The sequence below is a fragment of the Ruegeria sp. CF3 genome, from assembly GCF_056537365.1.
Genome location: NZ_JBQFRK010000001.1, coordinates 1,263,479 through 1,277,235, shown reverse-complemented (window position 1 = coordinate 1,277,235; position 13,757 = coordinate 1,263,479). Strand labels below are relative to the sequence as shown.

Annotated in this window: 16 protein-coding genes; 11 read left to right on the top strand and 5 right to left on the bottom strand. The window is 59.1% G+C overall.

Annotation, left to right across the window (positions count from 1 at the left end; genetic code table 11):
- Positions 1–90: 90 nt before the first annotated feature.
- The gene (locus tag ACR0KC_RS06455) at positions 91–432 is read right to left on the bottom strand and encodes an ArsR/SmtB family transcription factor (protein ID WP_480705502.1); all 342 of its coding nucleotides are present in this window, start codon (positions 430–432) and stop codon (positions 91–93) included.
- Between the two features lie 309 nt (positions 433–741).
- Between ACR0KC_RS06455 and ACR0KC_RS06450 the strand changes: the two genes are divergently transcribed.
- The 6 genes from ACR0KC_RS06450 (at position 742) to ACR0KC_RS06425 (ending at position 4,483) form a co-directional block, all read left to right on the top strand.
- On the top strand, positions 742–1,374 hold the full coding sequence (locus ACR0KC_RS06450) for an ATP-dependent Clp protease proteolytic subunit (protein ID WP_039970058.1): 633 nt from the start codon (positions 742–744) through the stop codon (positions 1,372–1,374).
- 136 nt (positions 1,375–1,510) lie between these two features.
- The gene (gene clpX, locus ACR0KC_RS06445; protein WP_170397188.1) at positions 1,511–2,776 is read left to right on the top strand and encodes an ATP-dependent Clp protease ATP-binding subunit ClpX; all 1,266 of its coding nucleotides are present in this window, start codon (positions 1,511–1,513) and stop codon (positions 2,774–2,776) included.
- Between the two features lie 62 nt (positions 2,777–2,838).
- Entirely contained in the window at positions 2,839–3,201 is a 363-nt protein-coding gene (locus ACR0KC_RS06440; protein ID WP_480705501.1) for a RidA family protein, read from the top strand.
- A 79-nt stretch (positions 3,202–3,280) separates the two neighbouring features.
- Positions 3,281–3,664 carry an NADH:ubiquinone oxidoreductase subunit NDUFA12 gene (locus ACR0KC_RS06435; protein ID WP_480537206.1) on the top strand — a complete coding sequence of 128 codons (384 nt, stop codon included), beginning with the start codon at positions 3,281–3,283 and terminating at the stop codon, positions 3,662–3,664.
- Between the two features lie 10 nt (positions 3,665–3,674).
- Positions 3,675–4,127 (top strand): outer membrane lipid asymmetry maintenance protein MlaD, encoded by a 453-nt coding sequence (gene mlaD, locus ACR0KC_RS06430; RefSeq protein ID WP_170466091.1) that lies wholly within the window; start codon positions 3,675–3,677, stop codon positions 4,125–4,127.
- Entirely contained in the window at positions 4,124–4,483 is a 360-nt protein-coding gene (locus ACR0KC_RS06425) for a DUF2155 domain-containing protein (RefSeq protein WP_170799915.1), read from the top strand. The genes mlaD and ACR0KC_RS06425 overlap by 4 nt, the downstream gene beginning before the upstream one ends.
- On the opposite strand, the gene aat is transcribed toward ACR0KC_RS06425, so the two are convergent.
- The 4 genes from aat to ACR0KC_RS06405 all read right to left on the bottom strand — a co-directional run bounded on the left by aat (position 4,447) and on the right by ACR0KC_RS06405 (position 7,667).
- A complete protein-coding gene (aat, locus tag ACR0KC_RS06420; protein WP_170663837.1) occupies positions 4,447–5,079 on the bottom strand; it encodes a leucyl/phenylalanyl-tRNA--protein transferase in 633 nt (210 codons plus the stop codon). The genes ACR0KC_RS06425 and aat overlap by 37 nt on opposite strands.
- Before the next feature lie 51 nt (positions 5,080–5,130).
- Positions 5,131–6,477, bottom strand: a complete 1,347-nt coding sequence (accC, locus tag ACR0KC_RS06415; RefSeq protein ID WP_480771620.1) for an acetyl-CoA carboxylase biotin carboxylase subunit — start codon at positions 6,475–6,477, stop codon at positions 5,131–5,133.
- 9 nt (positions 6,478–6,486) lie between these two features.
- The gene (accB, locus tag ACR0KC_RS06410; RefSeq protein ID WP_170397178.1) at positions 6,487–6,981 is read right to left on the bottom strand and encodes an acetyl-CoA carboxylase biotin carboxyl carrier protein; all 495 of its coding nucleotides are present in this window, start codon (positions 6,979–6,981) and stop codon (positions 6,487–6,489) included.
- Positions 6,982–7,130: 149 nt separating this feature from the next.
- On the bottom strand, positions 7,131–7,667 hold the full coding sequence (locus tag ACR0KC_RS06405) for a helix-turn-helix domain-containing protein (protein WP_170397176.1): 537 nt from the start codon (positions 7,665–7,667) through the stop codon (positions 7,131–7,133).
- 176 nt (positions 7,668–7,843) lie between these two features.
- Here ACR0KC_RS06405 and ACR0KC_RS06400 point away from each other — a divergent pair, with 176 nt between their 5' ends.
- The 5 genes from ACR0KC_RS06400 to ACR0KC_RS06380 all read left to right on the top strand — a co-directional run bounded on the left by ACR0KC_RS06400 (position 7,844) and on the right by ACR0KC_RS06380 (position 13,756).
- Positions 7,844–9,139, top strand: coding sequence for a short-chain fatty acyl-CoA regulator family protein (locus ACR0KC_RS06400; RefSeq protein WP_480771619.1), 1,296 nt, complete (start codon positions 7,844–7,846; stop codon positions 9,137–9,139).
- Positions 9,140–9,217: 78 nt separating this feature from the next.
- Entirely contained in the window at positions 9,218–9,598 is a 381-nt protein-coding gene (locus ACR0KC_RS06395) for a response regulator (protein ID WP_170511295.1), read from the top strand.
- Positions 9,595–9,915: a hypothetical protein gene (locus ACR0KC_RS06390; protein WP_170397170.1), complete on the top strand. Its 321-nt coding sequence runs from the start codon at positions 9,595–9,597 to the stop codon at positions 9,913–9,915. The genes ACR0KC_RS06395 and ACR0KC_RS06390 overlap by 4 nt, the downstream gene beginning before the upstream one ends.
- Entirely contained in the window at positions 9,903–12,584 is a 2,682-nt protein-coding gene (locus ACR0KC_RS06385; RefSeq protein ID WP_170397168.1) for an ATP-binding protein, read from the top strand. Before ACR0KC_RS06390 ends, ACR0KC_RS06385 begins: the two co-directional genes overlap by 13 nt.
- Before the next feature lie 77 nt (positions 12,585–12,661).
- Positions 12,662–13,756 carry a FliM/FliN family flagellar motor switch protein gene (locus tag ACR0KC_RS06380; protein WP_480771618.1) on the top strand — a complete coding sequence of 365 codons (1,095 nt, stop codon included), beginning with the start codon at positions 12,662–12,664 and terminating at the stop codon, positions 13,754–13,756.
- Position 13,757: the final 1 nt, after the last annotated feature.

The following is a 13,757-nucleotide window of genomic DNA, read 5'->3' as shown; positions in this document are numbered from 1 at the left end:
CATAAGTGCTTGTTTCGAATTGACTAGCAGCTTTCCCGGGCCATAGCTACAGGTTTTGCATGGCCGATTTCGAAGGGCTAAATACTAGGCTCAGGTCGCATCCTGAGCGCAAAACAGTTCGTACACCACTTCCAGTATTCGGGCTGGTCGATCATCTGCCAGCCGGTAATATATCGCCTTGCCTTCGCGACGAGGAACAACCAGCCCCTCAAGTCTGAGCCGCGACAGTTGCTGAGAAACGGCGGCTTGGCGGGCCGATAGCAATTGTTCCAGTTCAGTAACGGATTTCTCGCCCGAGACGAGGTGACACAGGATCATCAAACGCCCTTCGTGGCTTATGGCTTTCAGAAAGTTCGATGCGCGCGTTGCGTTTTCAACCATCCGGTCAAGCTCGCCGGGTGACATATCCTCGGTCATTTGCGGAAAAGCCATGATCGTATTCCCTCGTTAGTGCCGCCGAATCCCGACGCCTGACCGGCGCCGCATCCGCAGCGAGAACTCTTGGTACAATTTCCAGGCATGTATTTCCATATGCATGGATCAAAATAGCGTGATGTAACCAGCACGTTTCCGCGCAATCCGTCTACCGACCTGTAGCGGCGTGTGCATTCGGGTCGTGCAGGTAGACGGAATTCGTGGGAACGTTCGGCCCCCCTTGCAGCCCCCCTGTGGCGGCACTAAGACTCGGGTAACCCTTCTTCGGGTAAGGTCCCGATCCATATCAAAGCAGGCAGGTTCCCTATGTTCGATCCAGTTGACACATATATGAACACACTCGTCCCCATGGTCGTCGAGCAGACCAGCCGGGGCGAGCGCGCATACGACATCTTCTCGCGCCTTCTGAAAGAGCGGATCATTTTCATCAACGGCCCCATCCATGACGGTATGAGCCATTTGGTGGTCGCTCAGCTGCTGCACCTTGAGGCGGAAAATCCGAACAAGGAAATCTCGATCTACATCAACTCTCCCGGTGGCGTGGTCACAAGTGGTTTGTCGATTTACGACACAATGCAGTATATCAAGCCGAAATGTTCCACATTGGTGATCGGTCAGGCGGCGTCCATGGGTTCGGTTCTGTTAGCCGGGGGCGAGAAGGGAATGCGCTTTTCGCTGCCTAACAGCCGGATCATGGTGCACCAGCCCAGCGGCGGTTATCAGGGCCAGGCGAGCGACATCATGATCCACGCGGCCGAGACGCAAAAGCTGAAAGATCGCCTGTATGACATCTATGTGCGCCATACCGGGCAGACCAAAAAGGCGGTTGAAAAGGCGCTGGATCGTGACAATTTCATGAGCCCGGAAGAGGCCAAGGATTGGGGCCATATCGACGAGATCGTCGAGAACCGCGCCAAGATGGATGGTGACGAGGCCTAGGTTCAAATCCGCGCGCGTCCGGCGTGAGGGATGATTTTGAGATTGTAGCTGCCAGAACGCTGGCCTAAGCTGCAGGCATATACGGCAAGCGCGGCCCTTGAGAGGGGCCGCTGAGACGGAGCCCGAGGGGTAAAGCATGGCGACGAATTCAGGCGGTGACGGCAAGAACACGCTCTATTGCAGCTTTTGCGGCAAAAGCCAGCATGAGGTGCGTAAGCTGATCGCAGGCCCGACCGTGTTCATCTGCGATGAGTGTGTCGAGCTGTGCATGGATATCATTCGCGAGGAAACCAAGGCCAGCGGTCTGAAATCCTCGGACGGTGTGCCAACACCCAAGGATATCTGCGAAGTGCTGGATGACTATGTGATCGGTCAGGCCACCGCCAAGCGGGTGCTGTCGGTTGCGGTACACAACCACTACAAGCGTCTCAATCATGCCCAGAAAGCGGGCAGCGATATAGAACTGGCAAAATCCAACATCTTGCTGATTGGCCCCACCGGCTGCGGCAAAACCCTGCTGGCGCAAACGCTGGCGCGGATTCTTGACGTGCCGTTTACGATGGCGGACGCAACCACGCTTACCGAAGCCGGTTATGTGGGTGAAGATGTTGAAAACATCATCCTCAAACTGCTGCAGGCCAGCGAGTACAATGTCGAACGCGCACAGCGCGGCATCGTCTATATTGACGAGGTCGATAAGATCACCCGCAAGTCTGAAAACCCTTCGATCACCCGCGATGTATCGGGCGAGGGCGTTCAGCAGGCCCTGCTGAAACTGATGGAAGGCACCGTGGCCAGCGTTCCTCCGCAGGGTGGGCGCAAACATCCGCAGCAGGAATTCCTGCAGGTGGATACCACGAACATCCTGTTCATCTGTGGCGGTGCATTCGCTGGACTAGACAAGATCATTGCACAGCGTGGCAAAGGCTCGGCCATGGGCTTTGGTGCCGACGTGCGTGACAATGACGAGCGCGGCGTGGGCGAGATCTTCAAGGATCTGGAACCCGAAGACCTGCTGAAATTTGGCCTGATCCCCGAATTCGTCGGCCGACTGCCGGTTCTGGCGACGCTGGAAGATCTGGACGAAGACGCTTTGGTCACCATCCTGACCAGCCCGAAGAACGCTCTGGTCAAGCAATACCAGCGGTTGTTTGAGTTGGAAGATGCGGAACTGGCCTTTACCGATGATGCGCTGAAGGCGATCGCCAAGAAAGCGATCGAGCGTAAAACCGGTGCGCGCGGTCTGCGTTCTATCCTGGAAGACATCCTGCTGGATACAATGTTCGAACTGCCGGGCATGAAGAACGTGACCGAAGTTGTGGTCAACGAAGAGGCTGTGACGTCGGACTCTCAGCCTTTGATCATCTACGCAGACGCGGCGGAATCGGCTTCGGCGGGTTGAACCGAATAGATTAATGCACACACGGCGCGGCAATGTCCGCGCCGTTTTCGTTTGAGGACACGATGACAGTAAGACGTATCTCTTCGGGTGGTGAGTTTGAAGCTAAGGTTGGCTATTGCCGCGCGGTTGTCGCGGGTGGTTGGGTTCATGTTGCGGGAACTGTTGGGCAAGGTGAAACGGTAGTGGAGCAATGCCGCTCGGCGCTGTCTATCATCGAAAACGCGCTGGCCGAGGCGGGTGCTTCATTCTCTGATATCGTGCGCATCACTTATATGCTGCCGGATCGAACCGAATTTGAACCTTGCTGGCCCATTCTGGCCGAAACCTTTGGTGCGAACCCTCCTGCAGCGACGATGATCGAATGCGGATTGATCGATCCGAAATACCGGATTGAAATTGAAGTCACCGCTATCCTGCCGGAATGACGCAGGTAGCGCTGGCAGTACTGGACCTTAGCGTGCCTTTGGTCCATATCTTCTGGGACAGAAATGCCGGAGGCAGCCGATGGGAATCCTGAACAGTCTTTTGCGGGCCGTGACCTGGTGGAACGGGGCCACCCTGAACACGCAGTTCTACACTGCGCGCAAGGGGATCAAGATCGGTGAGGACGACGAGGGCAACGTGTTCTATCGCAATGCCGACGACAGCAAGCGCTGGGTGATTTTCAATGGCGAAGCCGAGGCCAGCCGGATCGATCCCGATTGGCATGGCTGGCTACACCGCACATGGGATGAACCGCCAACCGATAAACCTCTGGCGCACAAGTCCTGGGAAAAACCGCATCAGGAGAATCTGACTGGCACCGCGCTGGCCTATGCACCTGCCGGTTCTCTGCGTCGTGCCGATCCGGTTGAACGTAGCGATTACGAGGCGTGGAGCCCGGAATAAGCGAGGCCAGATGTCTAATCATACGAAGACCGAAGTTATCGTCGGCGGTGCCGTGCTGGCCTGCGCCATTGCGTTCGGTGTCTACGCCAGCCAATCCACAGGCTTGTCTCAATCCGGCGCAGGATACGAGCTGGGCGCGTCTTTCCGCTCGCTCGAAGGTGTGGGCGTTGGCACGGATGTACGCCTTGCCGGGGTCAAGATTGGGACGGTGACCGGCGTTACGCTAAACTCTGATACGTACCGTGCGGACACCCGATTTTCCGTGGCAGATGGTATTCTTATTCCAGACGATAGCGCCGCTGTGATTTCTTCCGAAGGCTTGCTGGGTGGCAACTTTGTTGAGGTTATGCCGGGCGGTTCCCCGTTCTATTTTGAGGCGGGTGATGAGATTACCGATACGCAAGGCGCGGTCAGCCTGATCTCGTTGCTGGTCAAATTCGTGGCCGGGGACGGAAGCGAATGATCCGCGCTGCACTGGTGGCTCTGATGGTCACCGCAACCGGAGCTGCTGCGCAGCAAAAGGTCGAATCCGGCCCCGGCGCCATGTTGCGCGGGTTGGACAAGGTCAGCGGGCAGACGGTGGACATCGAAATACAGAACGGCGAGACCACGTCGGTCTTTGGTCTGGATGTCGCGCTGGGTGATTGTCGCTATCCAGCCGAAAACCCGACAGGTGACGCCTTTGCCTATCTGACCATCTGGGAACAGGGTAAGGCGCAGCAGCTGTTTGATGGCTGGATGATTGCGACCTCACCCGCGCTGAACGCGTTGGATCACGCCCGCTACGATGTCTGGGTGATACGTTGTATCACACCCTGAGGGGTTTGCTGCAGATCAGCGGTGAAATCTGCTTTCAGGTCAAGCGCTTGTTTCAATTCGCTATGATAAACCGCACGCGGGATCTCGATCGCGCCCAACGAGGCCAGATGCGCCGTCAGAAACTGCGTATCGAACAGCGTGAACCCGGTTTGGCGCAGTCGATCCACCAGATAGGCAAGTGCAATCTTCGATGCGTCCGTGCGACGCGAGAACATGCTTTCGCCAAAAAAGGCCGCGCCGAGGACTACACCGTAAACGCCGCCAATCAGTGAAGCGCCGTCCCAGACTTCGAGGGAATGCGCGCGGCCGGTCCGGTGTAGTTCCTGATAAAGACGGCGTAGTTCGGGATTGATCCAGGTATCCGATCGGTCGGCGCAGCCATCCACGACGCCCGCAAAATCGCGATTGATGCTTACCGAAAACCCACAGGTCCGGATACGCCGCGCTAGGCTGCGGGAGATGTGGAACCCATCCAGAGGGAACACGCCGCGAAACTTCGGGTCGACCCAGAACAACTCGGGGTCGTCGCGATGCTCAGCCATCGGAAAAATGCCGATGGAATAGCCATGGAGCAGAAGTTCAGGGGAAAGGCTCATGCCGGGTGCCTCGGGGCCGAAGGGGGGTTGTCCTTCGGCCCTTTGGTCAGATTAGGCAATGTTCTCCGCAAGCCAGTGCTCCAGCCAGTGGATGTTGTACTCGCCGCTGTGCAGGTCAGGTTCCTGCAGCAGCGCGTGGAACAGCGGCACGGTGGTGTCGATACCGTCGACGATCAACTCGCCCAAAGCACGTTCCAGACGGGCCAAAGCTTCAGCCCGGTCACGGCCCTGAACGATCAGTTTGGCGATCAACGAGTCGTAATATGGCGGGATCGAATAGCCGTCATAGAGCGCGGAATCCATCCGCACGCCCAGACCACCTGGCGCGTGATAGGCCGTAATCTTGCCCGGGCAGGGCGAGAAGTTCGGCAGTTTTTCCGCGTTGATGCGAACCTCGATGGCGTGGCCATTGATCTCAAGATCGTCCTGACCGAACGACATGTCCTCACCAGCGGCGACGCGGATTTGTTCGCGCACCAGATCGACGCCGAAGATGCCTTCGGTCACGGGGTGTTCCACCTGTAGACGCGTGTTCATCTCGATGAAGTAGAACTCGCCATTTTCATAGAGGAACTCGATGGTGCCCGCGCCGATATAGTTGATCTTGGCGACCGCATCGGCACAGATCTTACCGATCTTGGCGCGTTCTTCCGGCGTGATACTGGGGCCGGGGGCTTCTTCGAACACCTTCTGGTGGCGACGCTGCAGCGAACAGTCGCGTTCGCCCAAATGCACTGCCTTTCCCTTGCCATCGCCGAAGACCTGAATCTCGATATGGCGGGGGGTGGTCAGATATTTCTCGATATAGACCTCATCATTGCCAAAGGCGGCCTTGCCTTCGGCGCGTGCGGTCATGAAGGCGCTTTCCATCTCATCGGCGTTTTGTGCCACCTTCATGCCGCGACCGCCGCCGCCGGCGGTGGCCTTGATGATCACGGGATAGCCGAATTCCTCGCCGATACGCTTGGCGTCGGCCAGCGTGGGAACGCCGCCGTCCGAACCGGGAACGCAAGGTACACCCAGTTCCTTCATCGTGTCCTTGGCGGTGATCTTGTCACCCATGACACGAATATGTTCGGCGGTGGGTCCGATGAAGGTAATGCCGTGATCTTCGACGATCTGCACGAACTCGGCATTCTCGGACAGGAAGCCATAGCCGGGATGGATCGCCTGCGCGCCGGTGATTTCACAGGCCGAGATGATCGCGGGCACGGACAGATAGCTTTGCGGGCTGGGCGGGGGGCCGATGCAGACCGATTCGTCCGCCATGCGCACATGCATCGCATCGCTGTCGGCGGTGGAGTGCACGGCAACCGTCTTGATCCCCATCTCGCGCGCAGCACGGATCACACGCAGGGCGATCTCGCCTCGGTTGGCAATCAGGATTTTGTCGAACATGGGCCCGCCTTACTCAACGATGACCAGAGGCGTGCCGAATTCCACAGCATCACCATCGCCGACCAGAATGCGTTTGATGGTGCCCGACTTGGGTGCGTGGATGTGGTTCATTGTCTTCATGGCTTCGACAATCAATAGCGTGTCACCTTCCGAGACCGATGCACCGACCGAGATAAACGCAGGCGCGCCCGGTTCCGGTTGCATGTAAACCGTGCCTACCATGGGCGAGGTCACCGCGCCTGGATGGCTGGCGGGATCATCCACGGCAGCGGGCGCTTCGGCAGCGGCCGGCGCGGCAGCAGGTGCGGCAACCGGTGCAGCCGCAGGAACCGCAACCTGAACCGGAGCGGCCACGGTCTGCGACATGCGGCTGACACGGACATTCAGGCTGTCTTCCTCGCCATATTCGCGCTTGACCTGCAATTCGGTCAGGTCATTCTCGCGCAGCAGTTCGGCCAGTGCCTTGATAAACGCGACATCCGCTTCGTGTTTGGTATCTGTCATGAGTGTCCTCGAAGGTTCCCCTATGCCCGTCTGTTTGCTGCGGGCTTGGTTTGATTACGCAGGGTTATAAGCCATGCAGACGGCCATGAAAAGCGCCGTCTAAGCCTGCCAAATGGGGGTTTTTGCGCGAATTACGAGGGCTGTCGCGATTACAGCGGCGTTCCAGACAATTTTGCGACCAGTTCTGGTAGCTTGCGGGCTCCGTATTTTTCCAAAAGTCGGGCGCGATAGGCCTCGATCGTGCGGTAACTTAGCCCAAGTTCAACGCCAATTTCCTTCGCGGATAAACCCCGGCATGACAGGATGGCCACTTCGCGTTCGCGGGTTGTCAATTGCACCAAGGGGCGCTCTTCCGAGATGTCCGAAAAGCTCCATATCCCGTGCCGGAACGGATCGTCTGGCGTCAGCGAACGCCCCCGCGCGCGGCACCAGAACAGGTCACCGTCGCGTCGCCGCATCACCCGTTCGTCTGTGTAATAGCCTGTATCGCGCATCACCTGCAGACTACGCGCGCCGATCCGTTCCCAATCGGCGACCGAAGGATAAAGATGCAGCAGGGGCATGTTGCGATAGTCAACCTCATCCCCGCCAAAGGTCCGCGCAAATTGCAGATTGCACCGTCGGATGATCCGGTTCTCAAGCTCAACAAGGCCGATGGGGGCGTATTCAAAGGCGGGATCGCTCATGTTCTTATGGTGACGGGTATTGCGTCGAAAGAGAAGGGTGGGCGGTAGGAAAGGGCGGGTTTCTTTCTGTTGCTGTTGTCAAAGTTGTAAATCTTCTTTGAAAATTAGTCAGCAACAGATAATAAATACTTAGTTAATCTGCAAAACCAGCCGCAGAAGCCAAGGATATAAACGCCATGCGTGACACGCTGACCGGCAGCCGGATACGCGAAAGACGGCAAATCTCTGGGCTGCGACAGGCGGAACTGGCGCGGCAGGTGGGGATTTCGGCATCGTATCTGAACCTGATCGAACACAACCGCCGCCGCATTGGGGGCAAACTGCTCGTCGATATCGCGGCGGCTTTGTCCGTCGAGCCGTCGCTGCTGACAAAAGGGATCGAAGAGACGCTCATCGCCGCTCTGCGCGAGGCCGCGGCGGATGCAGTCGGTCAAAAGGCCGAGGTGGACGGGCTGGAAGAATTCGCCGGCCGCTTTCCCGGTTGGTCGGGTGTTCTGGCGCAAATGCATCGCCGCGTAGTGTCGCTGGAGCGCACTGTCGAAGTTCTTTCCGACCGACTGACCCATGACCCGCATCTGGCGGCCTCAATGCACGAGGTGCTGTCGACCGCCGCCGCTATCCGCTCAACAGCTGCAATCTTGGCTGAACCGGGAGAGATCGAACCGGAATGGCGCGACCGGTTCCATCGCAACTTGCATCAGGATGCCGAACGACTGGCCGAAAGCTCCAAAGCGCTGGTGACCTATTTGGATGACAGTGACGGGCAGCGCGATCTGCGCGGTATCCCACTGGACGCGGTCGAGGCGTTTTTTGCCGAGCAAGGATATCATTTCCCGGAACTCGAAGACGGTGGGCAATTGACCGAAGTGCCGCTGGATGGGCTCGATTCCGCTGCGGCCAACACTGTGGCCTCGGGGTTGCTGGACCTTTATGCCGCCGACGCGCGCGCTATGCCGCTGGATCAGGTGTGTGCCGCGCTGGATGCAGCAAACCCCGATCCGCTGGCGTTGGCGACGGTGTTTTCAGTGGATCTTGCTACGGTATTGCGACGGTTGGCCTTTCTGCCTGAAGGCACGCTGGCGCGTCCGGCTGGCTTGGTAATTTGCGACGCCTCCGGCAGCGTTCTGTTTTTTAAACCCGCGCCGGGGTTTGCCCTGCCGCGCCATGGCGAGGCCTGTCCGCTCTGGCCCTTGTTCACCGCCTTGAATCGGCCCTTGGTCCCGATCCGGAAACGGGTCGTTCAGCTTGGTCGAACCGCTGCCGAGTTTGATTGTTTTGCAATCGCCACCCCTCAGCCAGCTAAGGAATTCGGGGCCGAGCCGGTCTACCGTTCGGTCATGCTGGTGCTGCCGGTCGAAGACACGGTGCAGCCTGCGGAAAACGCGGCGCAAGCCGGAGCCAGTTGTCGGATATGCCCGAAACGCGAATGCAGCGCGCGGCGCGAGCCATCGATCCTGAGCGAAGGGTTTTGACAGTTTCGTGACACAGCGCTTAATCTGGGCTGGACGGGTGGCCGGACGTGCAATCCGTCATGGGGAGGATATGCAAATATGAGCCGCAAGGTTCTGTTGATCGAGGATGAGCCCAACATCACCGAGGCGATCCGGTTTCTGCTGACACGCGAGGGGTGGCAGGTTGAAACCCATGCCGAGGGAACGGATGCGGTGCAGGTGATTCTGTCCGCGCGGCCCAATCTGGTGATTCTGGATGTGATGTTGCCGGGAAAAAGCGGGATGGATGTACTGCGCGATCTGCGCGAACATGATGAAATGAAGGCGTTGCCGGTTTTGATGCTGACCGCGCGCGGGCAATCCCGCGATCGTGAAATGGCCGAGCAGGCAGGGGTCAGCCGATTCATGACCAAGCCGTTTTCGAACACCGAAGTCCTGACAGCGGTGCGCGACCTGCATGCGCAGGCGTCTCAGTTATGAGCTCCGCGGGCGACGGCAAAGATCGGCCCTCGCCAGTTCGTCCGTCCCTGTTTCTGGAACGGCAAAGCTATCGTCGGCGCAGGCTGGCGGATGCAGCGCGGCTGCTGCCGTTTCTAGGTGCCGCAATGCTCGCGCTGCCTCTTCTATGGCCGGATGATAGCGCAGGCGCCGAGGCTCTGTCGCTGTCGACGGCCATGTTCTACATCTTTGCGTGCTGGGGTGTTCTGATCCTGATCAGCGTGATCTTCGGCTTCGTCGCCAAACGCATGACCGCGCGCGAGACTGCCGAGCCCGAGGCCGAGACATGGCAACCCTGAATGTCCTGATTCTGGTCTGTCTGGGCTATGTGGTTCTTCTGTTCGGCGTCGCCTTCGCAGCGGACCGGCTGGCTGCGCGTGGCGGCGGGAAATGGTTGCGTTCCCCGCTGATCTACACCCTGTCACTGTCGATCTATTGCACTGCATGGACGTTTTATGGCGCGGTTGGCAACGCCGCGCGTTCTGGGCTTGAATTCGTAACCATCTATCTGGGTCCTACACTGGTGATGATCAGCTGGTGGTGGGGCCTGCGCAAACTCGTGCGCATCGGACGCAGCCAGCGCGTGACGTCGATCGCTGACCTGATCTCGTCACGATACGGCAAGTCCAACACACTGGCGGTCTGCGTGACCATTCTGGCGGTGTTGGGCGGCACGCCTTATATCGCGCTGCAATTGCAGTCGATCACACTGTCCTTTTCGATCTTTGCCGAGGCCGATCCCTCAGGTCTCTATCGCGAAGGCTCCAGTGTGTTCTGGGTCGCGGCGGGCTTGGCCGTCTTCGCGATCCTCTTCGGGACGCGCAATCTGGATGCCAATGAGCGCCACCACGGCGTTGTTACCGCTATTGCGTTGGAATCTGTGGTGAAACTCTTCGCCCTTCTGGCCGTTGGCATCTTTGTTGTCTGGGGCGTCGCTGGCGGCTTGGGGCCGATGATGGATCAGATCGATGCCTCGGAAATTGGCCAATGGCATGTGGATGCCGGGCGCTGGACCACTTTCATTTTCCTTTCGGCGGCGGCCTTTGTCTGCTTGCCGCGGATGTTTCAGGTCATGGTGGTCGAGAATGACGATGAGAGCCACCTGCGCACCGCCGCCTGGGCCTTTCCGCTCTACCTACTGCTGATGAGCTTGTTTGTCGTGCCCATCGCCGTCGTTGGGTTGGACCTGATGCCCGAAGGCTCGAACCCCGACCTGTTTGTGCTGACCGTGCCGCTGTCGCAGGGCAATGACTGGTTGGCGATGCTGTCGTTCATCGGCGGGTTTTCCTCGGCCACATCAATGGTGATCGTTACCGCGATGGCGCTGTCAACCATGGTCTCGAACCATGTGGTCATGCCGATCTGGCTGAATACGCAGGAAGGCACCGCGTCGGTCTCTGGTGATGTGCGAACAGTCGTGCTGATGGCGCGGCGCGTCTCGATCGCGGCGATCATGGCGTTGGGCTATTTCTACTTCCAGCTTTCGGGGGGCGGGGCTGCCCTGACCTCGATCGGGCTGGTGGCCTTTGCCGGGATTTCCCAGATTCTGCCCGCACTGGTGGGTGGCCTGTTCTGGCGCGGCGCGACCCGAACTGGGGCATTGGTCGGGCTCAGCGTCGGGTTCTTTCTCTGGATTTACACACTGCTGCTGCCTGGCATGGGTGGCGGCATTGTCCCGGCATCGGTGATTGAAAACGGACCCTTCGGCTGGGGCTGGCTGCGCCCGCAGGCGTTGTTCGGGATCGAAGGGATCGACCCGATGGTGCATACGGTCATGTGGTCGCTGTCGCTGAATACAATCGCCTTCTGTGTCGCCTCGATGCTCAGCTTCCCCAGCCCGCTGGAACGCCTTCAGGGTGCGCAATTCGTAAATGTATTTGACCATTCAGTTTCAGCCCGTGGCTGGACCGGTTCGGTTGCGCAAAGCGAAGACTTGATGATCATGACCCAGCGGATTCTGGGCACTATTCCCGCGCAAGAGTTCTTTCAAGCCGAAGCCGAGCGCCAGAATGGTCGCCCCGGACGACTGCCCGAGCCTACGCCGCAGTTTCTGGAACGGCTGGAACGTGAACTCAGCGGCTCGGTCGGGGCCGCGACCGCCCATGCGATGATCGGTCAGATCGTTGGCGGGGCGTCTGTGTCTGTCGAAGACCTGTTGGCCGTTGCCGACGAGTCCGCGCAGATGTTGGAATATTCCAGCCAGCTTGAGGCAAAATCGACTGAGCTTAGCCGCACAGCGCGGCAATTGCGCGAGGCGAATGCCAAGCTTACGCAAGTCTCGAAACAGAAAGACGCGTTTCTTAGCCAGGTCAGCCACGAATTGCGCACGCCCATGACCTCGATTCGGGCGTTTTCTGAAATTATGCGCGACACCGATGGCCTCAGCGCCGAGGAACAAATCCGTTATGCTGCGATCATACATGATGAATCGCTGCGTCTGACCCGGCTACTGGATGATCTGCTCGACCTTAGCGTGCTGGAAAGCGGCCAGGTTAGCCTGAACATGGGCGAAGCCACCCTAAGCGAAGTTCTGGACCGCGCCGTTTCAAGCGCGCTGGCGGGCAGTGATCGAAAGATTGGCGTACGGCGGGTGCGCGCAAGTGAACGTATCCCGTTGCACACGGATCTCGACCGGCTGGGGCAGGTGTTCATCAACCTGATTTCCAACGCCCAGAAATATTGCGACGCCATTGAACCGGTGCTGACCATCTCGGCCCATGATGTCGGCGGGCAGGTGGTAATCGATTTCATCGACAACGGCGGTGGTATCCCGGCCGAGGCGCAATCGATGGTATTCGAGAAATTTGCCCGCGTCGGCTCGGACAAGGCAGGCGGGGCAGGGTTGGGGCTGGCGATCTGCCGAGAGATTATGCAGCGCCTGGGCGGCGAAGTTGCCTATCTGCCGGGGCAGGGAGGGGCGGCATTCCGCGTCAGCCTTCCGCTGGCCTTTCGTCAGGCCGCGCAATGAGGGCGTCATAAAGACATTCGTAACCTCCGCCGGGTTAGACAAATTGTCATCGCATCGACAAACGGCGGAACGGGGCCATGACCACATCAGCACTGGCACGAAAGCTTTCAGCGGGGCAATGCGGTGCCGACACGCCCCGCTCGGTCCTGCGCGCCTTGCGGCTGGGGTTGGCACGCGCCTCCGGCGAAAGCATGGGGCTGGCGCTGTCGGTCATCGGGGCAAAGCAGGCCGTACGTGCGCAGGAAGATATAGCCGACCGGCTGAATGAGGGGTGGTTGATGCTGCTGTTTACCTCGGATCAGGGCGGCCTGGCTGCGGCCTGTCTGGACCCGGGTTGCGTCTCTGCCATCGTCCAGCAGCAAACGATTGCCATGGTCACCTCTGACCCATCACCCGAGCGTGCGTTTACCGACACCGACGCTGCCATGGTCGCCCCTCTGATCGAGGATATGCTGAGCCGGGCTCTGAAACTGGTTGAGTCCCCGGCAGACATGGCCAGCCTGTCCGGGTATGAGTTCACCTCACGCGCCGAAGGTCGGCGCGCACTGAACCTGGCGCTGGTGGATGAGGTCTATCGCATGTTTGATCTGACGGTCGAACTTGCCGGTGGTCCGCGTCAGGGCGAGGTCAGTATCCTGCTGCCCGAGCGCCCGCTCTCGGATCAGGAACAGGTTGCGGATATCATCCAATCGGAGGTGAATCTTGATCAGGCATCCGGGGTAATTCGGGCTGAGCTGAACACCGTGATCTGCCGCCTGTCTTTGCCGCTGACAGCGCTTTCGGAATTGTCCGTCGGGGATGTCCTGCCGCTGCAGGGCGCGCGGGTGGATCGGGTTGAAGTTCTGTCAATCGATCGTGCCCGAACCGCCATCGGACGTCTCGGTCAGTGCGGCGGAATGCGTGCGGTTCGGATCAACGAACAAGGCCCTCCTTCTGCGTTGCCCGCCAAGGACTGCGCCGGATTTCTGGCCAGCAAATCAAGCTTGACGCCCTCGGCCCCGGATGACGAGATGTCGTCCCCGCTTGATGACGATATTGTAGCGCATGATCTGACGACCGAGGATTCCCTCCTGGAACCCGACGACTTGTTGCCTGCCAGTTCCGAACAGCGTGTCACGGAAATCTCGCACCTCGCCGGTCTGCCAGCGCCCAAAGGCAATGGCCGCGATTAAG

Excerpts from the sequence above, each read along its gene's own strand:
- ACR0KC_RS06435 (WP_480537206.1), top strand. The coding sequence starts at position 3,281 with ATGGGAATCCTGAACAGTCTTTTGCGGGCCGTGACCTGGTGGAACGGG.
- ACR0KC_RS06450 (WP_039970058.1), top strand. The coding sequence starts at position 742 with ATGTTCGATCCAGTTGACACATATATGAACACACTCGTCCCCATGGTC.
- ACR0KC_RS06385 (WP_170397168.1), top strand. The coding sequence starts at position 9,903 with ATGGCAACCCTGAATGTCCTGATTCTGGTCTGTCTGGGCTATGTGGTT.
- accC (WP_480771620.1), bottom strand. The coding sequence starts at position 6,477 with ATGTTCGACAAAATCCTGATTGCCAACCGAGGCGAGATCGCCCTGCGT.
- ACR0KC_RS06440 (WP_480705501.1), top strand. The coding sequence starts at position 2,839 with ATGACAGTAAGACGTATCTCTTCGGGTGGTGAGTTTGAAGCTAAGGTT.
- ACR0KC_RS06395 (WP_170511295.1), top strand. The coding sequence starts at position 9,218 with ATGAGCCGCAAGGTTCTGTTGATCGAGGATGAGCCCAACATCACCGAG.
- mlaD (WP_170466091.1), top strand. The coding sequence starts at position 3,675 with ATGTCTAATCATACGAAGACCGAAGTTATCGTCGGCGGTGCCGTGCTG.
- ACR0KC_RS06390 (WP_170397170.1), top strand. The coding sequence starts at position 9,595 with ATGAGCTCCGCGGGCGACGGCAAAGATCGGCCCTCGCCAGTTCGTCCG.
- ACR0KC_RS06425 (WP_170799915.1), top strand. The coding sequence starts at position 4,124 with ATGATCCGCGCTGCACTGGTGGCTCTGATGGTCACCGCAACCGGAGCT.
- ACR0KC_RS06380 (WP_480771618.1), top strand. The coding sequence starts at position 12,662 with ATGACCACATCAGCACTGGCACGAAAGCTTTCAGCGGGGCAATGCGGT.
- accB (WP_170397178.1), bottom strand. The coding sequence starts at position 6,981 with ATGACAGATACCAAACACGAAGCGGATGTCGCGTTTATCAAGGCACTG.
- ACR0KC_RS06400 (WP_480771619.1), top strand. The coding sequence starts at position 7,844 with ATGCGTGACACGCTGACCGGCAGCCGGATACGCGAAAGACGGCAAATC.
- ACR0KC_RS06405 (WP_170397176.1), bottom strand. The coding sequence starts at position 7,667 with ATGAGCGATCCCGCCTTTGAATACGCCCCCATCGGCCTTGTTGAGCTT.
- aat (WP_170663837.1), bottom strand. The coding sequence starts at position 5,079 with ATGAGCCTTTCCCCTGAACTTCTGCTCCATGGCTATTCCATCGGCATT.
- ACR0KC_RS06455 (WP_480705502.1), bottom strand. The coding sequence starts at position 432 with ATGGCTTTTCCGCAAATGACCGAGGATATGTCACCCGGCGAGCTTGAC.
- clpX (WP_170397188.1), top strand. The coding sequence starts at position 1,511 with ATGGCGACGAATTCAGGCGGTGACGGCAAGAACACGCTCTATTGCAGC.